Raw genomic sequence first — 24,211 nt, forward strand, 5'->3', positions numbered from 1 at the left:
CCGATGAGCAACGGGTTGAACGCAGGCCTCACCACCCTTCGCGAGGACGAAATCGCCCGGCATCTGGCCGTGGCGCAGGCGCTGGTGACGCGGTTCGTGGCGCTCGATCCGGGCGAGGGGGCGGCGGGTACGGCGCTGGCCGGCACCGGGCGGCGCTTCGTCTCGACGGTTTCGACCGGCGGCGTGCGGCGCACCCGCGAGGTGGAGCTGGCAAAGACCATCCAGTCGTCCGGCAGCAGCGATCCGCTTCTGTCGCCGACCCAGCATGGCGTGCTCTACCGGGTTCGGCGCGGCATCCAGGTTTCTCTGGCGATTGGCGAAGTGTTCGGCCGGCAGACGGATCTGGAACAATTGCAGGCGCGCAATGTGACGGCGCCTTTGCAGGGCGAGGAGGCCGCCCGCTTCAAGGCGCTGCTGTCGGCCTCGGCCTATGTCTCGGCCTTTTCGCTGGCCGCCTATCTGCTCTCGACGCTGGCCGGCGAGGGCGAGCCGGTCAACGATACGCCGGAGCCGGATTTCCTGTTCGATACGCCGCAGGATGCGCTGAAGAGCATGGTGGCCGGGCTCGATGCGGCGCTGAAGGGGGCCGCCGACGACGCGACGCTCGGCCAGCGGGCGCGCGCCTTTGCCCGCGCGGCGATCGACGGACTGTTGACCCGCAAGGCGCGGTTCACCGGGCTTTCCGCCTTCGAGAACACGCATATCCGCATCGACCAGGACGATTTCACCCTGGACGGTTTCGACGTCGCGCCCGGCCAGCGGCGCAAGCCGCTGGTGATGACCTTCAAGAAGCCGGAGGAGATCGTCGGCAACCACATCGCCAAGTTCCAGGCGATGAAGCTCGCCAAGATGCTGATGGCCTACGATTTCGACCGGCAGATGAATCCGTTCGTCGAACTCGGCGGCTTTCTCTTCACCTTCATCGGAGACGGCATGCCGGGGACCGGCAAGACCATCCTGATCCAGATGATCGCCGGGCTGCTCAACGACTACTGCCAGGTGGCCGGCTATGCCTTCCACTACGAGAATTTCGGCGTCGACCAGATCTCGTCCTACCAGGGCAAGTCGGGGCAGAACTGCAAGGCCTTCATCGACAATGTCGTCAACCCGCGCGTCATCGGCTTCGGCACGATCGACGACGTCGACCAGGTGGCGGCGAAGCGGTCCGACGACCGGGCGTCGGCCGGCCAGCACGAGATCACCGCCGTCCTGATGGAGGCCTTCGCCGGGGCATCCACCGTGGTGCGGGGCAACTGCACCTTCGGCATGTTCTCGAACTATCCGGAAAATGTCGACGATGCGCTCAGGCAGCGTGCCGGGGCGCGCTGGCTGGTCGACGGTCCACAGACGGAAGAGGACTACATCGACATCTTCGCGCTGCTGATCGGCAAGAACCACACGATCCCTCTCGGCGAGCACCAGCTGTTTGCCAACCAGGAGATCAAGCGGGCGGTCGGCATCTCCTACGAAAAGCACGGCCGGCCGGAAGAGGAGGGGCTCGTCGCGGTCTGGGAGCGGTTCGAGAAGGAACGCGGCCGGATCGAGACGCTCGCCGACGTCGGCGCCTATCTGCACGAGATCAAGCTGGCCGAACCGCGCTTTACCGGCCGGGCGATCAAGAACATCACCGATGCGGTGAAGATGCGGGCGATGGACGTCGAACTGCCGGACGACTGGTTCGCGACGCCCGAGGCCTTCATGCACAAGGGCTACGACGAGAAGAAGGCGATGATCGCCGAGCTGCGCGGGCCGGTGACGATGGAGATGATCCTGCAGGAGATCAACCGCTATGCCGACAGCGAGTTCCGCTATGCCGACAAGTCGGACGAAGCGGCAGTCAACGAGATCATCCGCCGGGAGCGGCAGCGCGAACGGGCGATCGGCGCGATCGAGGCGATGAAGCGCGAGGGGCGGTGGTAGGGGGGCTCTATTCTGCCAGCAGTTAAGCCGGCCTTGCCCCTCATCCGCCCTTCGGGCACCTTCTCCCCGTAAACGGGGAGAAGGGACGGCGGCCGACACAGCCGGTTTCCTTCTCCCCGCTTGCGGGGAGAGGGTTAGGGTGAGGGGCAATCTTCTGGCGAGGCGTTATGAGGGGGCCGAACAGACGCAAGACAACTCGCGCACGAAGCCTGCATCATGTTGATAACGATGCCGAGGCTGTGTTGTGGTACGAGCTTCGGGGGCGACGGTTGAATGGTTTCAAGTTTGTCCGACAATTGCCCATCGGACCGTATTTCGCAGACTTCGCATGCCGTGAAGCTCTGCTCGTGGTAGAGATTGACGGTCACCAACATGCCGAAAGCGAATATGACGAGAAACGGAATGCCTTTATGAACCTGAACGGATGGTCTGTGGCGCGGCTCTGGAACACTGACGTGCTGCTGGAGCGTGGCGCTGTGCTGGAGACGATTATGGCGGTGCTCGACGGCCGGATCGCCGAACCATGCCGCAGCCGCGATTTCGCGTTCTTTCCGTCGAGCGACAATAAATGAACCGTCTCCTCGAAGCCGAACTGATCTACGGCCGGCTGCTCGCCGTCACCGAGCCGCATCTCGTCGCGCGCTACAACAAGGCGCTGTCCGGTTTCGGGCTGAAGCCGACGGCGCTTGCCGAATTCGATATCGACATGACCGGCTTTTCGCCGCAGGTCGCCGACGAACTGGGCGACAAGGATTATCTCGATCCCAACCGGGTGAACCGGCGTTTCGTCATCCTGACGCCGGAACAGGAGAGCCTGCCGGTCGTGCATACCAGTTTTTCCAACACGGCCGGCCTGATGCACGAGTTCTTCAAGGCCAATGCGCGCGCCATCAACGCGGTGACGATCAAGGATGCGCTCTACGGCGAGATCGAGGATTCGGTGGCGACGGTCGAGAGCCTGGAGGATCTCCTGTCGATCAACGAGGTGCAGTTCCGGGTGCTCTCTGCCGAGGACGTGCTCGGCAAGGCGGCGGAGCTTCGCCGGCTCTCCGACCGACTGCAAAGCGAGCCCGATGCCTGGCGCGACGACGCGCTGCTCAACCGCATGGTCGAGCTTGCCAAGCTGACCGGCGACATCCGCCAGAACGTGCTGGTGCCCGACAAGCTGGTGTTCCGCCACGACGCCTTCTGGGCCAATCACTTCGGCGGCACCTATGTCTTCGTCGACGACAAGATCACCACGGTGATCTCAGATCCGTCGGCGCCCGGCTTCCGCCGCTCGCGGCCCTGGCAGGTCAGCTACATCTCGATCAAGGACCCGGCGCAGATCTTCGATTTCCTGACCAAGACGGGGCGGGTCGAGCTGCCGCGGGCAAGCTGGGTCGAAAGTTCCGGGCTTCTGGCCCACCGCGCCGAGATGGCGGCGCTCGGTGTCGCCTATGCGGCCGATCCGACGATGGACTTCTCCAAGGTCGACGCCGTCTGGCTGCAGACCTTCCTGCACCGCAATGCAGAGCGCATCGCGGCCGAGGGCACCTATCCCTTCCTGCAGGAGATGATCCGGGCGGTCGGCGTTTCCGGCAGCATCCGCATCGACGATGTGGAGGCGCGGAGACGCTTCCTGCTGGTCAGGGCGAGGCCCGACCATGCCGACCAGTGGCTCACCAACCGCCTGATTTCGCAGATGACGCCGATGGACTTCGTGTCGCGGTTCATTTTCGACAAGCAGGGCTTTTACGATGCCTACGAAGGGTTTAGCGATGGCTTCCGGGAATTCGTTGTATCCCGTCTGTCGCAGACCTATCTGCAGGACAAGGCGGGTTTCCGCAAACGCCTCTACGGCATAGGAGAAGACGACAATGCTTGATCCGATCATCGCGTTCTTCCAACGCGTCTTCGCTGCCATCGGACGCGGCATCGGAATGGTGGTGGCTGCAATCTTCTGGCCGTTCCTGGCGGCGCACAGCTGGTATCAGCGGCGCAACTGGCTGATCAAGATCCCGGTCCTGCTGTTCGTGCTGGCGCTGATCGCCCTTTACGGCCAGTTCGTCTGGCGCACCCAGGTCTGGTACGGCTTCGATCCCGAATTCGCCCAGGCCTACAAGTTCCCGGCGCGCCAGATCGCGGCGGGGCAGGAAAACGCCGCCAAGCCGGGTACCTGCCAGAATTCGGCCATCGTCACCGTGGTCGCCGACCTCACCGATACGAACGTCAACCAGAATATCTGGATCTCGTCGTCGCTGGTCTACAAGATGGGCCTCTTCGGCGTGGATTGGGACCATACCCCGTTCTTCGACAACAAGGCGTCGTTCCAGCGCGGCGTCAACCAGGTCGCGCGTCGCCTGGCGATCGAGCTGGCCGACAATCTCGGTCGCGTGCGCGGTACGTCGAGCATCAACAACGACCTGCAGGACGCCCGCGGCAATATCCAGTTCGACGAGGGCACCTGGTATTTCGGCACCGATCCGCTCGGCTTCAAGACACCGACGCCGAACTACTACCGCTCGGCCGTCGAGAGCTGGCGCAAGTTCAATTCGTCGCTCGAGACCTGCACCGCGATCTTCGATGCGCGCGCCGACAATCTCGTGCAACTGCTCGATCGCATGGCGAGCGACCTCGGCAACACGTCCGACATCCTTCGCCGCCGCTCCGAAGAGTACAATGCCGGCTGGTTCGACACGCGTGCCGACGACCGCTTCTGGTTCGCCTACGGCCAGCTCTATGCGCAGTATGCGCTGTTGCAGGCGACCCGCGCCGACTTCGTCGACGTGATCCGCGAACGCAACCTGACCGCCATCTGGACGGAAATGGAAAAGCAGCTGCAGGGCGCCCTGCGCATCCAGCCGGCGATCATCTCCAACGGGTCGGAAGACGGCTGGATCATGCCGACCCATCTGGCAACCATGGGCTTCTATATCCTCAGGGTGCGTTCCAACATGGTCGAGCTGCGCTCGGTGCTGGACCGCTAGGCGCCTTTGCCGGCCCGCCAGCGGCGGGTCGGCTTCTCCGCCTTCAGTCGTCGCCGTCGGAGAATGCCGCGGTGCGCAGGCGCTCGAAGAATTCGTAGGTGATGCCGACGATCTCGCCCGACGTGCCGGGCTTCTCGCGGAACTTGCCGACGGTGCGGACGAACTTCCAGTCGGTGCCGCGCTTGATCCGGTAGATCATGTGATAGCTCTGCTTCTGCGACGAACAGCGCTCGAAGCATTCCATCAGGATCGGAAGATCGTCGGGGTGGATGTGTTCGCGGAACTCGACGAGGTTCATTCTCCCGTCCTCCGGCTGCATGTCGAAGATGCGGTAGACGTCCGGCGTGGCGAGGAAAAGGCCCGTGTCGAGGTTGATGCTCCAGAAGCCGTAGAGGTGGAAGGCCTGGGCGAGTTCGACCACCTCGCGTTCGCTCATGCCGACCGTGGTGCAGTCCTGGAATTGCTTGTGATCGAGTTGGTCGAAACGCAGGGGCAACGAGGTTCTCTTTCCCCTGATCGCAGGCACGCCCACATTCCACCAGGAATCAGTTGATCAGCTTCAGACGTATCGCCTTGGCTACCAACTGCGTCCGGTTCACGCAATCCAGCTTTCTGATGGCATTGGTCATGTAAGCGTTGACGGTATGGTCGGAGAGCGACAGGATCTGGCCGATCTCGACCGAGGTCTTGCCCTGGGCCGTCCAGCGCAGCACTTCGAGCTCGCGGACCGAAAGAACGTTGGGCACGGCGATCTCGGACCGGCGCATCCGGTCGAAGACGTCGAAGGCGTGCAGCGAGATCATGCCGAGCTCGTTCAGTTCAACCTGGTGCAGCGGCGAGCGCCTGCCGTCGTAGCGCAGGAAGTAGCGCCCCGAATCGACAGAGGTCATCGGGAAGATCGTGCCCATCAGGAGACCGTAACGGCTCATCAGTTCATACATTTTCTCAGGGCAGTCGAAGCTAGCCGAGGGGCCGGATTCTCCGAGGTACCAGGTCTGCGGCAGGACCGAATTGCTGAATTTCGGGAGGATCGGGCAGTAGCGCAGGAACTGGTGCTTGTCGAACTCGCGGGAGAACTGCGCAGGCAGGGTGCTCTCGAGAACGAGAGGGATGATCGCGATATCGTTGGGGCTTGGCGCCGCCATGACGGTGACGTGGTCGAGGCCGAATTCACCGACAACCCGGCCCATGACACTCATAAAATGAGCGCGTGTCTGGCTGCTCGCAATTTCACCGCTCAGCAGCGATTGACGGTCGGCGGAAATCATATGTGAATTCGAAAGTTGAGGGTAAGGGAAATGTTAACAATAACAAATATATCAGTTGCACTGAAAAGCCAGCACTTTCTTACTGCGGAATGGAACAAAGTCTACGTTCAAAACGGAAAAAGCACACCACTTGGTAAACAAAGGATGGGGTGCGGACGATCGGGGGCTAGACCGGCAGGGCCGAGCCGGTCTTGACCTCTTCCATGACGGCGTATGTATGGGTTTCGCGCACGCCGGGGAGCGGCAGGATGACCTCCGACAGGAACTGGCGATAGGCCTCCATGCCGGCAACGCGCGCCTTCACCAGGTAGTCGAAGCCACCCGCCACCATGTGGCACTCCATCACGTCGTCCGAGCGTTTGACCGCCGCGGCGAAGGCGTCGAAAACATCCGGCGTGGTGCGGTCGAGCTTGACCTCGATGAACACAAGCAAGTTGCGTCCGAGCTTTTCCGGCGACAGAATGGCCATATAGCCGGTGATGATGCCGTCGCGGGTCAGCCGGCGCACCCGTTCGGCGGTCGCCGTCGGCGAGAGGCTGACGCGCTCGGCAAGTTCGATATTGGTCAGCCGACCCTCCTTCTGCAGGGTCCTGAGGATCTTCCGGTCCAGTCTGTCGAGTTCTTTCATCTAAATCTACCATGCGGCGAAAATGCAGTTATAGTCACTGACTATACACCGAAAATCAGCGATTAAAATCACCTATCTGTCGATACCTTGCCGATAACACGGAGGTGACAATGATCAAGAGTGCCATGCCCGATTTCCCCCGCTTTTCCGCGCCTTTCGCCGGCGACGACGACCAGATGATGCGCGGCTTTGCCGCCCGCCTGACGCTGGGAGCCCAGCAGAATGCCGCGATCGACCAGCGCGCCACGCGCTTCATCGAGGCGATCCGCGACAATTCCGGCTCGATCGGCGGCGTCGAGGACTTCCTGCGCGAATACGGCCTGTCGACGCGCGAAGGCCTGGCGCTGATGGTGCTGGCCGAAGCGCTGCTGCGCGTGCCCGATGCGCTGACCCAGGACCGGCTGATCGAAGACAAGCTGAAAGAGGGCGGCTGGAGCGAGCACGAGGCGCATGGCGACAGCTGGTTCGTCTCGGCCTCGGCCTGGGCGCTGGGCCTGTCCGCCCGCGTCATCCGTCCCGGCGAGACGCCGGAAGGCGTGGTGCGCGGCCTCGTCAAGCGGCTCGGCCTGCCCACCGTGCGCTCGGCCACCAAGCAGGCCATGCGTTTCCTCGGCCATCACTTCGTGCTCGGCGAAACGATGAAGGACGCGCTCGGCCGCGCCGCCAAGAGCGAGGAGAAGGGCTATCGCCATTCCTTCGACATGCTGGGTGAGGGCGCCCGAACGGCGGAAGACGCCAAGCGCTACTTCAAGTCCTATGCCGACGCGATCGACTCGATCGGCGCCTTCATGGCCAAGCACGGCAAGGGCAGCCAGCTGCCGGACCGCATGGGCATTTCGGTCAAGCTGTCGGCGCTGCATCCGCGCTATCTCGCCACCCATCATGACAGGGTGATGCGCGAGCTCGTGCCGGATCTCTTGAAGCTCGCCCAGATGGCCAAGGCGCACCAGTTGAACTTCACCGTCGACGCCGAGGAGGCCGACCGTCTTGAACTGTCGCTCGACGTCATCGGCGCGGTGTTCTCCGATCCGTCGCTGGCCGGCTGGGACGGTTTCGGGCTGGCCATCCAGGCCTACCAGAAGCGCGCGCCGCAGGTGATCGACTATATCGACGACCTGTGCAAGCGGAACGGCCGGCGCATGATGGTGCGCCTCGTCAAGGGCGCCTATTGGGATACCGAGGTGAAGCGGGCGCAGGAACGCGGCCTCGACGACTATCCGGTCTGGACCCGCAAGCCGGCGACCGATCTGTCCTATCTCGTCTGCGCCGCGCAGATGCTTTCCAAGCGCGAGCGGATCTTTCCGCAATTCGCCACGCATAATGCGCTCACCGTGTCGATGATCCTGGAACTGGCCGGTGCCGACCGCACCGGCTTCGAATTCCAGCGCCTGCACGGCATGGGCGAAGCCCTGTACAACAACCTGCTCTCCGGCAACGAACGCATCGCCTGCCGCATCTATGCGCCGGTCGGCGGCTATCGCGACCTGCTCGCCTATCTGGTGCGCCGCCTGCTGGAGAACGGCGCCAACTCGTCCTTCGTCGCGGTTGCCGGCGACAAGAACGTGCCGATCGCCAACCTGCTCGAACGGCCGGTTGAACGGCTCGGCATCGACCAGGGCAAGAGCGTGCGCCACAACCAGATCCCCATGCCGCTCGCGCTCTACGGCGAGCGCAAGAACAGCGCCGGCTTCGAATTCGGCCATCGCGAAAGCCTTGAAGAGTTGATCGCGTCGCTGGCCGGCCAGACGGCCAAGGTCGATGCCGCCCCGCTGGTTCCAGGGGCGACGGGCCAGGCGGAGGCCGTTCCGGTCCTGTCGCCGGCCGACCGCAGCCGGGTCGTCGGAACCGTGCGCAATGCGGCCGTCGCCGACGTCGATCGTGCCTTTGCCGCGGGCCGCAAGGGATTTGCCGTGTGGTCGAAGACGCCGGTCGAGGAGCGCGCCGCCTGCCTCGACAAGACCGCCGACCTGTTGGAAGCCAATCGCGACCGGCTGCTGGCGCTGCTGTCCGCCGAAGCCGGCAAGACGCTGGACGACGGTATTGCCGAAATCCGCGAGGCGGTCGATTTCTGCCGCTACTACGCCGCCCAGGCGCGCAAGCTGTTCGGCGAGGCCGAGGCCATGCCCGGCCCGACCGGCGAGAGCAACCGGCTTCTTTGGCGCGGGCGCGGGGTGTTTGCCTGCATCTCGCCGTGGAATTTTCCTCTGGCGATCTTCCTCGGCCAGGTTTCGGCCGCGCTCGTCGCCGGCAATGCCGTCGTCGCCAAGCCCGCGCCGCAGACGCCGCTCATCGCCTATGAAGCGGTCAAGCTGATGCACCAGGCCGGCATTCCGGCCGATGTGCTGATGCTTCTGCCGGGCGGTCCGGAGATCGGTGCCGCCATTTCGGCCCATCCGCAGCTCGGCGGCCTCGCCTTCACCGGTTCGACCGGAACGGCGCAGGCGATCAACCGCACGCTCGCCGCCAAGAACGGCCCGATCGTGCCGCTCATCGCCGAGACCGGCGGCATCAACGCGATGATCGTCGATGCGACGGCGCTTGCCGAACAGGTGGCCGACGACGTCGTCATGTCGGCCTTCCGCTCGGCCGGCCAGCGCTGCTCGGCTCTGCGCATCCTCTATCTCCAGGAAGACATTGCCGACGGCATGCTGGACATGATCGAGGGGGCGGCGCGCGAGCTCAATCTGGGCAATCCGGCGCTCACCACGACCGATGTCGGCCCGGTGATCGACGAGAAGCAGAAGGCCATGCTCGAAGGTCATGTGGCCGAGATGCACGAGGGCCAGAAGGTCCGCTATGCCGGCACGGTGCCGAATACGGGCAATTTCTTCGCCCCGCATATCATCGAGCTCGACCGGCCGGAGGCGCTGACCAAGGAAGTGTTCGGCCCGGTGCTGCATGTGGTGCGCTGGAAGGCCAAGGATCTGGGCCGTGTGATCGAGTCGATCGCCGCCACCGGCTACGGCCTCACGCTTGGGGTCCACAGCCGCATCGAGTCGACCATCCGAGCCGTCACGGAGGCGCTCGACACCGGCAACGTCTACATCAACCGCAACATGATCGGCGCGGTGGTCGGCACCCAGCCGTTCGGCGGATCGGGCCTGTCGGGCACCGGTTTCAAGGCCGGCGGTCCGGCCTATCTGATGCGCTTTGCCGTGGAGCAGGTGATCTCCGTGAATACCGCCGCCGCGGGAGGCAATGCCAGCCTGATCGCGATCGGCGAGGGCTGATCCGAAAGACGAGGGCGGGAGGCGAAAGCCTCCCGTCTTTTCATCCCTTGTCCGGGCCGGCCTCCTTGGCCTTCTTCATCATCATTTCGAGGAAGCCGAGCATGAGCGCCGAGAAGACGAAGGCGAGGTGCATCAGCGTCAGCCACATGATCTTGCCGTCGGTGTACTGGCTCGAATTGAGGAAGACCTGGAGCAGGTGGATTGACGAGATCGCGACGATTGAGGAGGCGACCTTGATCTTGAGGCTGCCGGAATCGAGCTTGCCGAGGAAGGAGACTTGGTCCTCGGCCTCATCGAAGCGGCTGACGAAGTTCTCGTAGCCGGAAATCATCACCATGACGATCAGACTCGCCACCAGTGCGGCATCGATCAGGCCGAGCATGGCGAGGATCATTTCGGCATCATTGTAGGTGAAGACGTTGCCCGCGACCTTGAGAAACTTGTAGCCGAAGGACACAGCATAGACGGCGAGTGCGGCGACCAGTCCGAGGTAGAAGGCGACGAGGAGCCAGCGGCTCGACAGGATGATCCGTTCGACCAGCAATTCGAGGGATTTCATGGGGCGTTGCTCCACAGACGTTCGATTGTGGCTGGCAGACATAGGCGGAGCGGGCGTTGGCTGCAAGACCGACGGATGGCGCGGTTGCGGCCATATGCGGGCGGAAAGGTCCATGGTGGACAGATTTCGCCCGAGAGGCCGCATTCATTTCCTTTCTTGTCGCTGTCGGATAAATCGGAGGCTGGCGCGGTATCGCCTTGAAGGCGGTTCTGCGATCTATTGGCGCGGCAACGGTCTCAAGGGCCGGAGCGGGGAAAGGGGAGTCTGCAGTCCATGGGTGAATTCAAGTCCGACATCGAGATCGCCCGTGCGGCGTCCAAGAAACCGATCCAGGAGATCGGCGCGAAGCTCGGCATTCCGGTCGAACAGCTCGTGCCCTACGGCCACGACAAGGCGAAGGTTTCGGCCAAATTCATCCGCTCCCTGGAAGGGCGCAGCGACGGCAAGCTGATCCTGGTGACGGCGATCAATCCGACCCCGGCGGGCGAGGGCAAGACGACGACGACCGTCGGCCTGGTGGACGGACTGAACCGCATCGGCAAGAAGGCCATGGTCTGCATCCGCGAGCCCTCGCTCGGGCCGTGTTTCGGCGTCAAGGGCGGGGCGGCCGGCGGCGGCCATGCGCAGGTCGTGCCGATGGAAGACATCAACCTGCACTTCACCGGCGATTTCCACGCCATCACCTCGGCCCACAACCTGCTCGCGGCCATGGTCGACAACCACATCTACTGGGGCAATGCCCTCGACATCGACGTGCGCCGCATCACCTGGCGGCGGGCGATGGACATGAACGACCGGGCGCTCAGGCAGATGGTCGGTTCGCTGGGCGGTGTCGCCAACGGGTTCCCGCGGGAATGCGGCTTCGACATCACCGTGGCCTCGGAAGTAATGGCGATCCTCTGTCTCGCGGCAGACCTTGCCGATCTCGAACGGCGGCTCGGCGACATCATCGTCGGCTACCGGCGAGACAAGAGCCCGGTCTTTGCCCGCGATCTCAAGGCCGACGGGGCCATGAGCGTGCTTTTGAAGGACGCGATGCAGCCCAACCTGGTTCAGACGCTGGAGAACAATCCGGCCTTCGTGCACGGCGGGCCGTTCGCCAACATCGCCCATGGCTGCAATTCGGTGATCGCCACGAAGACGGCGCTGAAGCTCGCCGACTATGTCGTGACGGAGGCCGGTTTCGGCGCCGATCTCGGGGCGGAGAAATTCTTCGACATCAAGTGCCGCAAGGCGGGGCTGAATCCTGCCGCCGCGGTGATCGTTGCGACGGTCCGGGCGTTGAAGATGAATGGCGGGGTGAAGAAAGACGATCTCGGTGTCGAGAATGTCGAGGCGCTGACGCGCGGCTGCGCCAATCTCGGCCGCCACATCGCCAATGTGCGGCGCTTCGGGGTGCCGGTCATCGTCGCGATCAACCATTTCACCTCCGATACCGAAGCGGAGGTGGCGGCGGTCAAGGAATATGTTTCGCGGCTCGGGGCCGATGCGATCGTCTGCCGCCACTGGGCGGACGGTTCGGCCGGCATTGCCGAACTGGCGCATCGCGTGGCGGAGCTGGCCGATTCAGGCCAGGCCGGCTTCAGGCCGCTCTATCCGGACGCCATGCCGCTCCTGGAAAAAATCGAGACGGTGGCGTCGAAGATCTATCACGCGGCCGAGGTGACCGCGGCGAAGACGGTACGGGACCAGCTTGCGGCCTGGGAAGCGCAGGGCTACGGCCACCTGCCGGTCTGCATCGCGAAGACGCAGTATTCCTTCTCGACCGATCCGGCCTTGCGCGGCGCGCCGGAGGGGCATGTCGTCAACGTGCGGGAAGTGCGTCTGTCGGCCGGGGCCGGCTTCGTCGTGGCCATCACCGGCGAGATCATGACCATGCCGGGCCTGCCGAGCTCGCCGGCTGCCGAGCGCATCGCACTCAACGAACAGGGTTTCATCGAAGGGCTTTTCTAGAGCGTTTCACGCACTTCACCCGATCCGGACCGGCAAAGCCGATGTGGTATTTCGGCATGCGCATAGCCGCGCATTAAAACATGACAACTGAAATCATGTTTTATATATTGACTTGAATAATCATGTTTTATAGATGGCATTAAGAGGGCAGTTGCAGCCCTTTGCCACGTTTTAGACACAGATTGATCCGGCCGGCCGTCGCGGGTGCTCATCCGCGGCTGGGGACTTTTGCGGCCGCGGATAAAGGGAATTTTATGGGCTCGCATCCTTTCAGAGCAATCCTCATGACCTGCACCGCGCTCGCCGGGCTTGTCCCGGCCTCGGGCGCCTTCTCGCAGAGCGCGACGGCGCAGCCGGCCGCCGACACGCAGCTCCAGACCATCCTGGTCAAGGGCAAGCGCATTCCGGCTGGCTCGGCGGCGGACACGCCGCTTGCCACCGAGACCACGGCGGCCGAGATCGAAAAGAAGCAGATCACCAGCATCGACGAGCTCGGCAACACCACCGAGCCGGGCGTCCAGGCGGGCTTTGCCGGCGCGGGCGTGAACATTCGCGGCCTCGAGGCCGACCGCGTGCTCACCACGATCGACGGCATTCCGATCCCCTATCTCGTCAACGACGCCCGCCAAGCCGGCGCCACCTCGCTCGGCTCCTCGACGCGGGCCGACGGCGGCATCGACACCTTCGACTTCTCGACGCTCTCGACCGTCGACATCATGCGCGGCGCCGACTCGAGCCGCGCCGGTTCGGGCGCGCTGGGCGGCGCCATGATCCTGCGGACGCTGGAGCCGGAGGACCTGATTGCCGAGGGCGCCACCTTCGGCGGCATGGCCAAGACCACCTATGACAGCACCGACAACTCGCTCGGCGGATCGGTCGCCATCGCCAAGAAGGTCGAGAACACCTCGATCCTGTTCCAGGGCGGCTACAAGGCCGGCCACGAGCGCGACAACCAGGGTTCGGTCGGCGGAACGGGGGCCACCCGCTCGGAGGCCAATCCGGCCGATTTCGACCAGCACAACCTGCTGTTCAAGCTCCGCCAGGATTTCGGCGCCGGCCACATGATCGGCCTGACGGCCGAGCGCTTCCGCAAGGACATCGCCACCGACCTCAAGACCGAGGAGACTGCATCCCGCAACTATTCCGAACTCGACGGCGACGAGCTGAAGCAGCGCGACCGCGTCTCGATCGACTACCGATACGACGCACCGGACCTGACCGGCCCGGTCGACAAGGCGGACCTGACGATCTACTGGCAGCGGGTGGAAACCAGCTCGGCCGTCGACGGCACGCGCGTCGGTTCGCTGGCGGGCCCGTGGTACCGCTCCAATGAGATGGACGAGCAGTCTGTGGGCGTCGTCGGTTCGCTGGCCAACCAGTATGATCTTGGCACGACGCGCCATGACGTCACGATCGGCGGCAATGTCTCCTTCTCGCAATACGGCCAGTACACCGCCGGCGAGGACGTGTGCGACACGGCGGCGGTTCCGCCCTATTCGTGCTCGTTCCACCACACCAACCAGTCCGACATGCCGGATGTCGACGCCTTCCGGGTCGGGCTGTTCGCCGACGACAAGATCACCTTCGGCGACACCGGCTTCAGCCTGACGCCCGGCATCCGCTTCGACTGGTTCGACTACCAGCCGCAGGAGACCGACGACTATCTCGCCAATAGCGGTTATGCGACCGGCGGCCTGCCGGACGACCGCAGCGACTTCCAGTTCTCGCCGAAGCTGCGCGCCGCCTACGAGGTCAATCCCAAGGTCGAGCTGTTTGCCCAGTGGGCCATGGGTTTCAAGGCGCCGAACGTTTCGGAACTCTATCTGAGCTACTCGACGCCGCCGATGTATCAGGTGATCGGCAATCCCGACCTCGAATCCGAGACCAGCAACGGCTTCGAGATCGGCGCCAATCTCGGCGATGCCGAGTTCGGCGGCCGGGTGACGGCCTTCTACAACAAGTACAGGAATTTCATTGACAGCGAGACGACCTATACCAATCCGAGCTTTCCCTGGGGGTCGACCACCTACGAGAACCTCGACCGGGTGCGGATCTTCGGCTTCGAGGCGCGGGCCCACAAGGTTTTCGACAACGGCTTCAACGTGCATGCCTCCTTCGCCTATGCCAATGGCGAGGACGAGGAAACCGGCGAACTCATCGACAGCGTGCCGCCGTTCAAGGGCATTGTCGGGGTCGGCTACCAGACCGAGACCTGGGGCACGGACCTGAGCTTCATCGGGGTTGCCGCGGTGGACGAGGATTCGACCGCCGAGTTCCAGCCGGACGGCTATGGTCTGGTCAATCTCACCGGCTGGTGGGAGCCGGAACAGATGAAGGGCCTGCGGCTTACCGCCGGCGTCTACAACGTGTTCGACCAGGAATACTACGACGCGGTCAAATGGCGCGACATCGACCTGACCGCGAGCGCCTCGCAGCCGAAGGACTACTATTCGGAACCCGGCCGCACCTTCAAGATTTCCATTACGCAGAAATTCTAGACGATTGATTTTCAACAGCAATGACGGGGTGGCGCGGACAGGGCGCCACCACTTTTCGTTTTCGTCTGGTCACCACGGCCTTCACCGGCAGAAGCGGTAGCGGCTCTTGCGCTCGATGACGTCGAGATGCAGGTGGTCCTTGTGGGCGTCGTCGCTGCCGGGGGAGAGTACGGTGGTGAAGTAGAGGCAGGCCGCGGCGTTGAGGCTGCGCTGGAAGGCGGCGGGGAAGGAGCCGTCGTCCTGGGCGGCGATCACCATGGGCACGCTGCCCTTGTCGAATTCGAGCCCGGCGATGTCGATCGCGTTGCCGTGGGCGTGTTCGGAGATCTTGCCGTTCGCCGCACTGTTGCGGTTGCGGCAGACATAGGCCGAGGCCTGCTGGATCGCCTTCAGTTCGCCCTTGTCGGCCAGCGCGATGCGCGCGGCGGGGATGATCGTCTCGCGCGTCATGTGCGCCAGCTGCAGGGCCGTCTCGCAGCGGAAGGTCGCTTCGGGCGCGAGCTTGATGCCGGGCAGGATTTCCCTGACGATGACCGGATTGCTCATGCCGCAGCCTTCGCCGTCGTCGATCGGGGCGGCGGTTTCGAACACCGTGCCGAGCGTCTTGAGCTCAGACTGGCAGGCGGCGAATTGCGCTGGATCTTCCGGCGCGACGCGGATGGCCGCGGGCTTTGCGGGCTGAAGGCCGGGGACAGGCGGAAGACCGCGCGCCGGCGGCGGCGGGCCGGGCAGCCGGACGTCGGGGGCGGGCGCGGGAGCATCCTCCGGTTTCTCCGCCGGAACCACGTCTTCGGCAGGCGGCGGGTCTGGTGCGGGGACGGGGGGCGGGACCGGCACGGATTCCTCTGCTTCAGGCGGCTTTTCGGTGGGGGCCGGAACGGCGGGCTGATCCGCGGGCGCGGGCGGTTTCTCGGTCGGGACCGGGCCTGTGGGCGGCAGGGCCGCGCCGGTGAGCAGGCCGAGGCCGATCAGGATGACTGCAAGCCGCTTCGTCATTCGGCCGCCTTTCGGTTGGATGGGCACCCAAGAGAACGCGCGGCGGGGCGAATGGTTGCGCGGGAGCGGCCATCCTCCTGACGGGCTTGCGCATGCGCTCTACCGGAAAATGCCGGTGGCGCGGAAAATCCCGTTGCGCGCAAATGCGGCCCACGCTATGAAATCGCTCATGATCAAGTCGATGAACATCGGTAACTGGTGGTGGGCACGCTAACGCGGCCTTGACCAGTCATGTCCAACGACAAGTGACCCCAAAGCCGCCCGGAGAACCTGAGGCGGCTTTTTTGTATTCAAGGCGCCTCGATCCGGGCCTTAGAAGACGGAGAAACGGAAGCATGGCGACGATCATTCGGGACGATGGCGGAGAGACCTACGAGACGCGGGGCGGGATCACCGTCACGCGCGAGCGACGGCCGACGCCCTATGCCGATGCCATTTCGAGCTATATCGACCGGCTCGACGAACGGCGCGGCGCGGTGTTCTCCTCCAACTACGAGTATCCGGGCCGCTATACCCGCTGGGACACCGCCATCATCGATCCGCCGCTCGGGCTTTCCTGCTTCGGCCGCAAGGTGTGGATCGAGGCCTATAACGAGCGCGGCGAAGTGCTCCTTTCGCTGATCGCCGACAGGCTTTCGACCGTCGCCGACCTGACGCTCGGTGCCCGCACGGCGCAGCGTCTCGACCTCGTCGTCAACGAACCGGACCGCGTGTTCACCGAAGAGGAACGCTCGAAGATCCCGACCGTCTTCACCGTGCTTCGCGCCGTCACCGATCTCTTCCATTCCGATGCGGATTCGTCGATCGGCCTGTTCGGCGCCTTCGGCTACGATCTCGCCTTCCAGTTCGATGCGATCAAGCTGTCGCTCCAGCGGCCGGAGGACCAGCGCGACATGGTGCTGTTCCTGCCCGACGAAATCCTCGTCGTCGACCACTATTCCGCCAAGGCCTGGATCGACCGCTACGACTTCGCCAAGGGCGAGCTTTCGACAAAGGGCAAGTCGGGCGAGATCGCGCCGGAACCGTTCAAGCACACCGACACGATCCCGCCGCGCGGCGACCATCGTCCGGGCGAATATGCCGAACTGGTGGTGAAGGCCAAGGAGAGCTTCCGCAGGGGCGACCTGTTCGAGGTCGTGCCGGGGCAGAAGTTCATGGAACGCTGCGATAGCAAGCCGTCGGAGATTTCCAAGCGGCTGAAGGAAATCAATCCGTCGCCCTATTCCTTCTTCATCAATCTCGGCCACCAGGAATATCTGGTCGGCGCCTCGCCGGAAATGTTCGTGCGCGTCTCGGGCCGGCGCATCGAGACCTGCCCGATCTCGGGCACGATCAAGCGCGGCGACGATCCGATCGCCGATAGCGAACAGATCCTCAAGCTCTTGAACTCCAAGAAGGACGAGAGCGAGCTCACCATGTGCTCGGACGTCGACCGCAACGACAAGTCCCGCGTCTGCGAGCCGGGCTCGGTCAAGGTCATCGGCCGCCGGCAGATCGAGATGTATTCGCGCCTGATCCACACCGTCGACCATATCGAGGGGCGGCTGCGCGACGGCATGGACGCCTTCGACGGGTTCCTCAGCCATGCCTGGGCCGTCACCGTCACCGGTGCGCCGAAGCTCTGGGCCATGCGCTTCATCGAGGCGCATGAGAAGAGCCCGCGCGCCTGGTATGGCGGGGCGATCGGCATGGTCGGCTTCAACGGCGACATGAATACCGGGCTGACGCTCAGGACCGTGCGCATCAAGGACGGCATTGCCGAGGTGCGCGCCGGCGCGACGCTCCTGAACGACAGCGATCCGCACGAGGAGGAGGCCGAGACCGAACTCAAGGCCTCGGCGATGATCGCGGCGATCCGTGATGCCAAGACCGGAAACGACGGCAAGGCCAAGCGCGGTGTCGCCAAGGTCGGGCAGGGGGTCAAGATCCTGCTGGTCGACCACGAGGACAGTTTCGTCCACACGCTCGCCAACTATTTCCGCCAGACCGGCGCCGAGGTGTCGACCGTGCGCACGCCGGTACCGGAGGAAGTATTCGACCGGATGGATCCGGACCTCGTCGTGCTGTCGCCCGGACCGGGCAGCCCGAAGGATTTCGACTGCAAGGCGACGATCAAGAAGGCGCGCGCCCGCAATCTGCCGATCTTCGGCGTCTGCCTCGGGCTGCAGGCGCTCGCCGAAGCCTATGGCGGGGAACTGCGCCAGCTCGCCGTGCCGATGCACGGCAAGCCGTCGCGCATCCGCGTGCTGGAACCCGGCCTCGTCTTCTCCGGCCTCGGCAAGGAAGTGACCGTCGGCCGCTATCACTCGATCTTCGCCGACCCGACCACGCTCGACCGCGACTTCATGATCACGGCCGAAAGCGAGGACGGCACCATCATGGGCATCGAGCACACCAAGGAACCGGTCGCCGCCGTGCAGTTCCATCCGGAATCGATCATGACGCTCGGCCACGATGCCGGCATGCGCATGATCGAGAACGTCGTGGCGCATCTGGCGAGAAGGGTGAAGGTGAAGGCGGCGTAAGGCTGCGAGATCCGGGAAGCCCGCCCTCCGGCGGGTTTCAGACTGGCTGTAAAGCGTTTGGCTGAGATGTGGTCGGGGCGTTCGATCTGACTCGGGCGAGCGGTATCGGTCCCTCTTCTCCCCTGCGGGGAGAAGGTGGCGCGTAGCGCCGGATGAGGGGGAGCGCAGCTCATAAGGCCTGCGCACTTGGCCCCCTCATCGCCTCGCATGCGCTCGGCACTTCTCCCCGCTGGGGAGAAGAGGGTTTTCAATCGACGCCGCCATTGCGTGAAAACGCCTTGCCTTGGCCGCTAGTCGTAACCGGCCAGCCTTTTTCCAATCCAACTGAACCGGTCCCCGAGCAGACGCACCACGAGGTGAAGCAGCTTGGCGTCGAGGCCGATGCGCCACATGAGTTTTCGGCCGTGGGCGGCGCACCAGACGGTTTCGGCGACGCGTTCCGGGGTGATCTTGACGCCGAGCTTCTCGATCGAGCGGGCCTTGACCTTGGCGTCGGTGACCATCGGCGTTGCGACATAGGCCACCGTGATGGCGCTCACCGTGATGTCGTGCTCGGCGAATTCGATGCTGAGCGCCTCGGTGAGACTGCGGACGAAGGCCTTGGAGGCGGCATAGACGGCAAGCTCGGGCACGCCGTATTCGGCCGAGGCCGAGCTCATGCTGATCAGGTGGGCGTCGGGCGTTCTCTTCAGCGCCGGGAAGGTGGCGCCGACCATGTTCAGGATGCCGTCGATATTGACCCGGTTGATCAGGGCGTGGTCCCCCGGCGCGATGTCGATATAGGCGCCCATGCGCAGGATGCCGGCCGAAAGGAAGGCGACGTCGAGCTGACCGAGCGTCTGCGCGGTGAAGGCCTCGACCATATGGATCGCCGCCTGGTGATCGGTGACGTCGCCGACGATCGGCACGATGCTGCCGGCCGGTGCCATGGCGGCGAGGCGTTCCAGGCTCGCGGCGTCGATGTCGGCTGCGCCGACGAGCCAACCACGTGACGCGAACAGCAGGGCGGACTTCAGACCGATGCCGGACCCGGCGCCGGTGATGAGGATCGATTTCTTTCGCATCGCGGGCTCCCTATCCGGCGTCGAGACTGGTGCGGGCGGCCGTACCGTCGACGGCCGCCCGCGCGGGGATGTAGCCGTCCAGCCAGGCCAGCATGGCTTCCGCCGCGTCCCGCCAGCGGTGCTCGACGGTGAGCATGTGCGAGCATTGCGGGATCAGGTGGGCCTCGGTCTTCAGCGCCCGCGCGGTGGCGCGGACGGTCTCTGCCGGGAAAAGCGCGTCGCGGTCGGCGCCGAGCACGAAGCGCGGGACATGATCGGGAAGGCGGGGTGTGAGGCGCTGGAAGAGCATGCCGAGGAAGGCGAGATAGGATTCCGATCCGAGATGGTGGAGCAGGTGATCCATGTCGCGCACGGAGGGCTCCCGCGAGAACAGCAGGCGACGGGCGAGATCGCGGTCGGCGACGATCGGCTTCAGATCGAAGGCGAGCGTGCAGGCGATGAGCTTGGCCGGGCTTTCGCGGATGACACTCCACAGCGCCGACCAGGCGCCCCAGGGCGGGACGGAGGCGAGGAGGGCAAGGCCGCGCACCGGATGACGCACGGCATAGCGCTGGGCGATCAGCCCGCCCATCGAATGGCCGATGATGACGGGGTTCATGAGCGTGGCGGCGACTGCGGCGACGTCGTCGACATAGCCGTTGATCGTCGCCAGCCGCAGCCGGCCTTCGCTGTCGCCGTGGCCGCGCAGATTCAGGGCCACGACGTCGAAGCCGGCATCGGCGAAGAAGGGCATGAAATGCTCTTCCCAATACCAGCTCGAGGACCAGGCCCCATGGACGAAGAGAAGCTCGCCCCGCTTTCGTCCCTCGGCCTCCATGCGCCGGAGGCCGAGGCGGCCGGCGGGACCAGGCGCGGTCCCGGTGGTCAGGCGGCTCATTCGGCGGCCGCAAGCCGCGGCGTGACCAGACCCAGCCGCGCCGGCACCGGGGCCGAGCGGGCAAGGTCGGCTTTCAGCCGCTTGCGGAAGGCCATGTCGTTGACGGTGACGGTGTGGCGCGGCGAATTCACCTGGTCGACATCCGGGTGAGCCAGCTCATGGTCGATCAGCTGCGGCAGAGGCGCGCTCGGGCGCCACAGGCCGGCGAGGTGGCGGGCCGCAAGCTTGGCCTGCAGTTCGGCGCCCGGCCAGATGCAGCCGAGCGGCTGGAACAGGCCGATGAAATAGAGGTTCTTCAGCTTCTCCGGCAGCATCTTCTGGTAGAGCCGCACCGGCGCCTTCGACAGATCGATCACGGCCTTGTCGAGGAAGGGGTGGGTGATCTGGTAGCCGGTGCAGGCGACGATGACGTCGAATTGCTCCGACGTGCCGTCGACGAAATGCACGCGCTTGCCGTCGAGGCGCTGAATGTCCCGCCTAGGCTCCACCTTGCCGTGGCGGATGGCGAGATAGAGGTCTGAGTTGAGGGTCGGATGGGTCGCCATGATACGGTGATCCGGATCGGGCAGGCCGATGTCGCGGTTCTTGCCCTGCAGCAGGTTGAGCAGGAATTCGAGCCCCATCAGTTGCAGGCGCTTGGGCAGCCAGGTGAAGCGGTAGAACAGCTTGTCGACCGGCTGGCCGAGCATGAATTTAGGGATGAGGTAGTAGCCGCGGCGCCAGCTGATGGCCGTCCTGGCCGAGACGCGCGAGGTCTCCACCGCCACGTCGCAGGCCGAATTGCCGCCGCCGATGACCAGGACCCGCTGGCCGGCGAAGGGGGCGGCGCGCTTGTATTCGTGCGAATGCATCATCTTGCCGGTGAAGGTGCCGGGATAGTCGGGCATGCGCGGCGTATGGTGATGGCCGTTGCAGACGCACAGCGCGTCGAAGACTTCGGTCGTGAACGCCTCGTCGCCGGAGCGGCGCCAGCTCACCGACCAGCGGTCGCCGGGCGCCGGCTCGCACTTGACGACTTCGGTCTCGAACCGCACGCGCTGGTCGACGCCGAATGTGCGCGCATAGTCCTCGAAGTATTTCGCCAGAACGCGGTGCGAGGGATAGTCGGCGACATTGTCCGGCAGCGGAAAATCCTCGTAGGACGAGGTGTATTTCGAGCTGATGATGTGTGTCGTCTCGAAGACGCTCGAATGGCCGGTCGGATCGTCGAACCGCCAGTTGCCGCCGACGCCCTGGCAGCGGTCGAAGCCGACGACCTCGAAGCCGAGATCGGTGAAATTCTTGATGGCCGCAATGCCGGCCGGGCCGGCGCCGATGACGGCGACACGTTTCGATGACATGGGTTTCCTCCTCCCAAAGTGTTCCCTGGAACTGACGTTCGATAAAAATGACGCCTGTGTCAATTATTAAATGACGCAGGCGTCATTTTTCTGTTGCGCGCTGTCGCGTGCCGCGCTCCCCTTCACGCCCGGCCGGCTTTGTGGGAGAAATCCGGGGTGAGCGAATCGAAGCGAGAGCAGAACAAGAAGGCGAACCGCGATGCCCTGCTGGCATCGGCGAGGGCCGTGCTGTCGCAGCTCGGCTATGGCGCGGCGACCGTCAGGGACATCGTGCGGGGCAGCGGTCTGGCGCCGGGGTCTTTCTACAACTATTTCCACGACAAGGAGGCGGTGTTCGAGGCGCTGGTCGCCGAGATCATGCAGCCGCTGGCCGAGAACCTGCGCCGCAGCCGGCGCGAGGCCGAAACGGTCGAGGCCTTTCTGCGCGCGCCTTTTGCGCTTGCGGCGGAAGTGGCGCTCAAGGATCCGGACAATGCGCTGCTGATCGCGCGCAACCAGACCATCTTCCGGCGGATCTTCTACCTTGCCGACAGCAAGACCGACATCCAGAGGGACCTGGAAAAGGACCTGCTGGACTGGACGGCGCTCGGCCGCATCAGGCCACACGATGCCGCGCTGATGGCCGAGACAATGATAGCCCTTGGCGTCGATCTGGTGGTGCAGGTCTCGCTGGCGCCGGAGACGGCGGAAGCCCGCATCTCCTTCCTCGTTTCGCTGTTCCGCAGTTCTCTCGAGCCCGGCCAAGGGCGCTAGACTCGCCTTTTGTTGGCATAACTGAGTGCCGCCGGGCGTCATGGCCTTTGACAAGAGGATCGACTTCGACCATACCGGGGCCAACGACCGTCCGCGCATCGAACGCGGGCGGTTTTGCGTTTTCTACGGGCGAATTTCTGCAATTCGTTCGCATCTGCAAGGGCAAGAAAAGTGATGACGGAACAGGGCAATGGCATCGTCGCGCGCCTCGCCTTCTGGGGCATTCCGCTGGCATTCGGCGTGATGGGCCTGAAACTCGTCGCCTGGTGGGTGACGGGCTCGGTGGCGCTCCTGTCGGACGGGCTGGAATCGACCGTCAACGTGGTCGCCGCCTTCGTCGCCTATTTCGTCATCCGCTATGCGCAGAAGCCGGCGGATGACGACCACCCCTATGGCCACCACAAGGCGGAATATCTGTCCGCCGTTCTGGAAGGCGTGCTGATCGTCGTCGCGGCCTTGCTCATCATCCGCGAGGCGGTCGGAGCGCTCACCGATCCGCAGGTGCTGGAGGCGCCGGTGCTGGGGCTTGCGATCAACGGCGCAGCGGGGCTCATCAACCTGATCTGGGCCCGGGCCCTGATCCGCATCGGCAAGACGCACCGGTCTCCCGCGCTCGCTGCCGACGGCCATCACATCATGTCGGACGTGGTGACTTCGGCAGGCGTGTTCCTCGGCCTGGTGCTGGTGGTCGCCACCGGCTATGCGATCCTCGATCCGGTGCTTGCCATCCTCGTCGCCATCAACATCATCTACCAGGGCTGGAAGGTGATCTCGCATTCGGTGGCGGGGTTGATGGACAAGGCGGTCGAGCCCGATGAAGAGGCGGCGATCAAGCAGGCGATCGCCGAAAATTCGACGGGCTCGCTCGACGTCCATTATCTGCGCACGCGCCGCGGCGGCGCCGTCACCTTCGTCGCCTTCGACCTCGTCGTCCCCGGCGACATGCCGGTTCGCGAGGCGCACAAGATCTGCGACCGGCTGGAGGCTGCCGTCAAGGCTGTGCTTCCGGGCGGACGCGTGACCATTCATGTCGAACCCGAGAGCGAGAGGGCGCATGGCGTCAGGGTCGGTGTCGGGGCAAGAGCAAAGGAGCGGAAATCATGAGCAAGACCGATGTCAGCGGGCTCTCGCAGCTCGGCCAGAGTGTCGAAGCGCCGACCAGCCCGGAGACCGCCGTGCTGGAGCGCGTGCCGAACGGCAATGCGGGCACCGACTATGTCGTGCGCTTCACCGCGCCGGAATTCACCTCGCTCTGTCCGATGACCGGGCAGCCCGATTTCGCCCACATCGTCATCGACTACATTCCCGGCGATTTTCTCGTCGAGTCCAAGTCGCTGAAGCTCTTCCTGTTTTCCTTCCGCAACCATGGCGCCTTCCACGAGGACTGCTCGATCTACATCGCCAAACGGCTGATCGAACTGCTCGATCCCAAATGGCTGAGAATCGGGGCCTACTGGTATCCGCGCGGCGGCATCCCGATCGACGTCTTCTGGCAGACCGGCGCGCCGCCGGAGGGTGTCTGGCTGCCGGAACAGGGCGTGGCCACCTATCGCGGCCGCGGCTGAGCGAATCCCGAGGGGCGAAATCTCCGGCGCGAGGGCGGATCCGGGACAGTTTTAACGGATCGGAAA

Annotated in this window: 19 protein-coding genes; 11 read left to right on the forward strand and 8 right to left on the reverse strand. The window is 64.4% G+C overall.

Annotated elements, in window-relative coordinates:
* Positions 1 to 3: 3 nt before the first annotated feature.
* The 4 genes from AC07Y0_RS04075 to AC07Y0_RS04090 all read left to right on the forward strand — a co-directional run bounded on the left by AC07Y0_RS04075 (position 4) and on the right by AC07Y0_RS04090 (position 4,889).
* On the forward strand, positions 4 to 1,920 hold the full coding sequence (locus AC07Y0_RS04075) for an AAA family ATPase (RefSeq protein WP_498674773.1): 1,917 nt from the start codon (positions 4 to 6) through the stop codon (positions 1,918 to 1,920).
* A gap of 167 nt (positions 1,921 to 2,087) precedes the next feature.
* A complete protein-coding gene (locus AC07Y0_RS04080; RefSeq protein ID WP_498674776.1) occupies positions 2,088 to 2,492 on the forward strand; it encodes an endonuclease domain-containing protein in 405 nt (134 codons plus the stop codon).
* Positions 2,489 to 3,787: a DUF6638 family protein gene (locus AC07Y0_RS04085; RefSeq protein ID WP_498674778.1), complete on the forward strand. Its 1,299-nt coding sequence runs from the start codon at positions 2,489 to 2,491 to the stop codon at positions 3,785 to 3,787. Before AC07Y0_RS04080 ends, AC07Y0_RS04085 begins: the two co-directional genes overlap by 4 nt.
* The gene (locus AC07Y0_RS04090) at positions 3,780 to 4,889 is read left to right on the forward strand and encodes a DUF2333 family protein (protein ID WP_498674780.1); all 1,110 of its coding nucleotides are present in this window, start codon (positions 3,780 to 3,782) and stop codon (positions 4,887 to 4,889) included. The genes AC07Y0_RS04085 and AC07Y0_RS04090 overlap by 8 nt, the downstream gene beginning before the upstream one ends.
* Before the next feature lie 43 nt (positions 4,890 to 4,932).
* Here the strand turns inward: AC07Y0_RS04090 and AC07Y0_RS04095 are convergent, their stop codons facing one another.
* The 3 genes from AC07Y0_RS04095 to AC07Y0_RS04105 form a co-directional block, all read right to left on the reverse strand.
* Positions 4,933 to 5,385 (reverse strand): PAS domain-containing protein, encoded by a 453-nt coding sequence (locus tag AC07Y0_RS04095; RefSeq protein ID WP_498674782.1) that lies wholly within the window; start codon positions 5,383 to 5,385, stop codon positions 4,933 to 4,935.
* A 49-nt stretch (positions 5,386 to 5,434) separates the two neighbouring features.
* Positions 5,435 to 6,157, reverse strand: a complete 723-nt coding sequence (locus AC07Y0_RS04100) for a response regulator transcription factor (protein WP_498674784.1) — start codon at positions 6,155 to 6,157, stop codon at positions 5,435 to 5,437.
* A 166-nt stretch (positions 6,158 to 6,323) separates the two neighbouring features.
* Positions 6,324 to 6,785, reverse strand: a complete 462-nt coding sequence (locus tag AC07Y0_RS04105) for an Lrp/AsnC ligand binding domain-containing protein (RefSeq protein ID WP_498674786.1) — start codon at positions 6,783 to 6,785, stop codon at positions 6,324 to 6,326.
* Positions 6,786 to 6,895: 110 nt separating this feature from the next.
* Here AC07Y0_RS04105 and putA point away from each other — a divergent pair, with 110 nt between their 5' ends.
* Positions 6,896 to 10,015 carry a bifunctional proline dehydrogenase/L-glutamate gamma-semialdehyde dehydrogenase PutA gene (gene putA, locus AC07Y0_RS04110; RefSeq protein WP_498674789.1) on the forward strand — a complete coding sequence of 1,040 codons (3,120 nt, stop codon included), beginning with the start codon at positions 6,896 to 6,898 and terminating at the stop codon, positions 10,013 to 10,015.
* A 40-nt stretch (positions 10,016 to 10,055) separates the two neighbouring features.
* Here putA and AC07Y0_RS04115 read toward each other — a convergent pair whose 3' ends face one another.
* Positions 10,056 to 10,574 (reverse strand): TIGR00645 family protein, encoded by a 519-nt coding sequence (locus AC07Y0_RS04115; RefSeq protein ID WP_498674790.1) that lies wholly within the window; start codon positions 10,572 to 10,574, stop codon positions 10,056 to 10,058.
* Between the two features lie 273 nt (positions 10,575 to 10,847).
* Between AC07Y0_RS04115 and AC07Y0_RS04120 the strand changes: the two genes are divergently transcribed.
* Positions 10,848 to 12,527, forward strand: coding sequence for a formate--tetrahydrofolate ligase (locus tag AC07Y0_RS04120; RefSeq protein ID WP_498674792.1), 1,680 nt, complete (start codon positions 10,848 to 10,850; stop codon positions 12,525 to 12,527).
* A 284-nt stretch (positions 12,528 to 12,811) separates the two neighbouring features.
* Complete coding sequence (locus AC07Y0_RS04125) at positions 12,812 to 15,025, forward strand: TonB-dependent hemoglobin/transferrin/lactoferrin family receptor (protein ID WP_498674794.1); 2,214 nt, start codon at positions 12,812 to 12,814, stop codon at positions 15,023 to 15,025.
* Positions 15,026 to 15,106: 81 nt separating this feature from the next.
* Here AC07Y0_RS04125 and AC07Y0_RS04130 read toward each other — a convergent pair whose 3' ends face one another.
* Positions 15,107 to 16,021, reverse strand: coding sequence for an extensin-like domain-containing protein (locus tag AC07Y0_RS04130; protein WP_498674796.1), 915 nt, complete (start codon positions 16,019 to 16,021; stop codon positions 15,107 to 15,109).
* A gap of 335 nt (positions 16,022 to 16,356) precedes the next feature.
* On the opposite strand from AC07Y0_RS04130, the gene AC07Y0_RS04135 reads away from it, so the two are divergent.
* A complete protein-coding gene (locus tag AC07Y0_RS04135; RefSeq protein WP_498674798.1) occupies positions 16,357 to 18,546 on the forward strand; it encodes an anthranilate synthase in 2,190 nt (729 codons plus the stop codon).
* A gap of 290 nt (positions 18,547 to 18,836) precedes the next feature.
* Here AC07Y0_RS04135 and AC07Y0_RS04140 read toward each other — a convergent pair whose 3' ends face one another.
* The 3 genes from AC07Y0_RS04140 to AC07Y0_RS04150 are packed head-to-tail and all read right to left on the reverse strand — an operon-like array spanning position 18,837 to position 21,827.
* A complete protein-coding gene (locus AC07Y0_RS04140) occupies positions 18,837 to 19,610 on the reverse strand; it encodes an SDR family NAD(P)-dependent oxidoreductase (RefSeq protein ID WP_498674800.1) in 774 nt (257 codons plus the stop codon).
* A 10-nt stretch (positions 19,611 to 19,620) separates the two neighbouring features.
* A complete protein-coding gene (locus tag AC07Y0_RS04145) occupies positions 19,621 to 20,487 on the reverse strand; it encodes an alpha/beta hydrolase (RefSeq protein WP_498674802.1) in 867 nt (288 codons plus the stop codon).
* On the reverse strand, positions 20,484 to 21,827 hold the full coding sequence (locus AC07Y0_RS04150; protein WP_498674804.1) for a flavin-containing monooxygenase: 1,344 nt from the start codon (positions 21,825 to 21,827) through the stop codon (positions 20,484 to 20,486). Before AC07Y0_RS04150 ends, AC07Y0_RS04145 begins: the two co-directional genes overlap by 4 nt.
* Positions 21,828 to 21,983: 156 nt before the next feature.
* On the opposite strand from AC07Y0_RS04150, the gene AC07Y0_RS04155 reads away from it, so the two are divergent.
* The 3 genes from AC07Y0_RS04155 (at position 21,984) to queF (ending at position 24,145) form a co-directional block, all read left to right on the forward strand.
* Positions 21,984 to 22,580, forward strand: a complete 597-nt coding sequence (locus tag AC07Y0_RS04155) for a TetR/AcrR family transcriptional regulator (RefSeq protein WP_498674805.1) — start codon at positions 21,984 to 21,986, stop codon at positions 22,578 to 22,580.
* A gap of 174 nt (positions 22,581 to 22,754) precedes the next feature.
* Positions 22,755 to 23,684, forward strand: coding sequence for a cation diffusion facilitator family transporter (locus tag AC07Y0_RS04160; protein ID WP_498674807.1), 930 nt, complete (start codon positions 22,755 to 22,757; stop codon positions 23,682 to 23,684).
* Entirely contained in the window at positions 23,681 to 24,145 is a 465-nt protein-coding gene (queF, locus tag AC07Y0_RS04165; RefSeq protein WP_498674809.1) for a preQ(1) synthase, read from the forward strand. The genes AC07Y0_RS04160 and queF overlap by 4 nt, the downstream gene beginning before the upstream one ends.
* The last annotated feature ends 66 nt before the right edge of the window (positions 24,146 to 24,211 follow it).

The organism is Allorhizobium sp. GW101-3B10, from assembly GCF_059424725.1.

Coding starts and splice junctions, on each gene's coding strand:
- AC07Y0_RS04075 (WP_498674773.1), top strand. CDS start 4: ATGAGCAACGGGTTGAACGCAGGCCTCACCACCCTTCGCGAGGACGAA.
- AC07Y0_RS04080 (WP_498674776.1), top strand. CDS start 2,088: ATGAGGGGGCCGAACAGACGCAAGACAACTCGCGCACGAAGCCTGCAT.
- AC07Y0_RS04085 (WP_498674778.1), top strand. CDS start 2,489: ATGAACCGTCTCCTCGAAGCCGAACTGATCTACGGCCGGCTGCTCGCC.
- AC07Y0_RS04090 (WP_498674780.1), top strand. CDS start 3,780: ATGCTTGATCCGATCATCGCGTTCTTCCAACGCGTCTTCGCTGCCATC.
- AC07Y0_RS04100 (WP_498674784.1), bottom strand. CDS start 6,157: ATGATTTCCGCCGACCGTCAATCGCTGCTGAGCGGTGAAATTGCGAGC.
- AC07Y0_RS04105 (WP_498674786.1), bottom strand. CDS start 6,785: ATGAAAGAACTCGACAGACTGGACCGGAAGATCCTCAGGACCCTGCAG.
- putA (WP_498674789.1), top strand. CDS start 6,896: ATGATCAAGAGTGCCATGCCCGATTTCCCCCGCTTTTCCGCGCCTTTC.
- AC07Y0_RS04115 (WP_498674790.1), bottom strand. CDS start 10,574: ATGAAATCCCTCGAATTGCTGGTCGAACGGATCATCCTGTCGAGCCGC.
- AC07Y0_RS04120 (WP_498674792.1), top strand. CDS start 10,848: ATGGGTGAATTCAAGTCCGACATCGAGATCGCCCGTGCGGCGTCCAAG.
- AC07Y0_RS04125 (WP_498674794.1), top strand. CDS start 12,812: ATGACCTGCACCGCGCTCGCCGGGCTTGTCCCGGCCTCGGGCGCCTTC.
- AC07Y0_RS04130 (WP_498674796.1), bottom strand. CDS start 16,021: ATGACGAAGCGGCTTGCAGTCATCCTGATCGGCCTCGGCCTGCTCACC.
- AC07Y0_RS04135 (WP_498674798.1), top strand. CDS start 16,357: ATGGCGACGATCATTCGGGACGATGGCGGAGAGACCTACGAGACGCGG.
- AC07Y0_RS04140 (WP_498674800.1), bottom strand. CDS start 19,610: ATGCGAAAGAAATCGATCCTCATCACCGGCGCCGGGTCCGGCATCGGT.
- AC07Y0_RS04145 (WP_498674802.1), bottom strand. CDS start 20,487: ATGAGCCGCCTGACCACCGGGACCGCGCCTGGTCCCGCCGGCCGCCTC.
- AC07Y0_RS04150 (WP_498674804.1), bottom strand. CDS start 21,827: ATGTCATCGAAACGTGTCGCCGTCATCGGCGCCGGCCCGGCCGGCATT.
- AC07Y0_RS04160 (WP_498674807.1), top strand. CDS start 22,755: ATGACGGAACAGGGCAATGGCATCGTCGCGCGCCTCGCCTTCTGGGGC.
- queF (WP_498674809.1), top strand. CDS start 23,681: ATGAGCAAGACCGATGTCAGCGGGCTCTCGCAGCTCGGCCAGAGTGTC.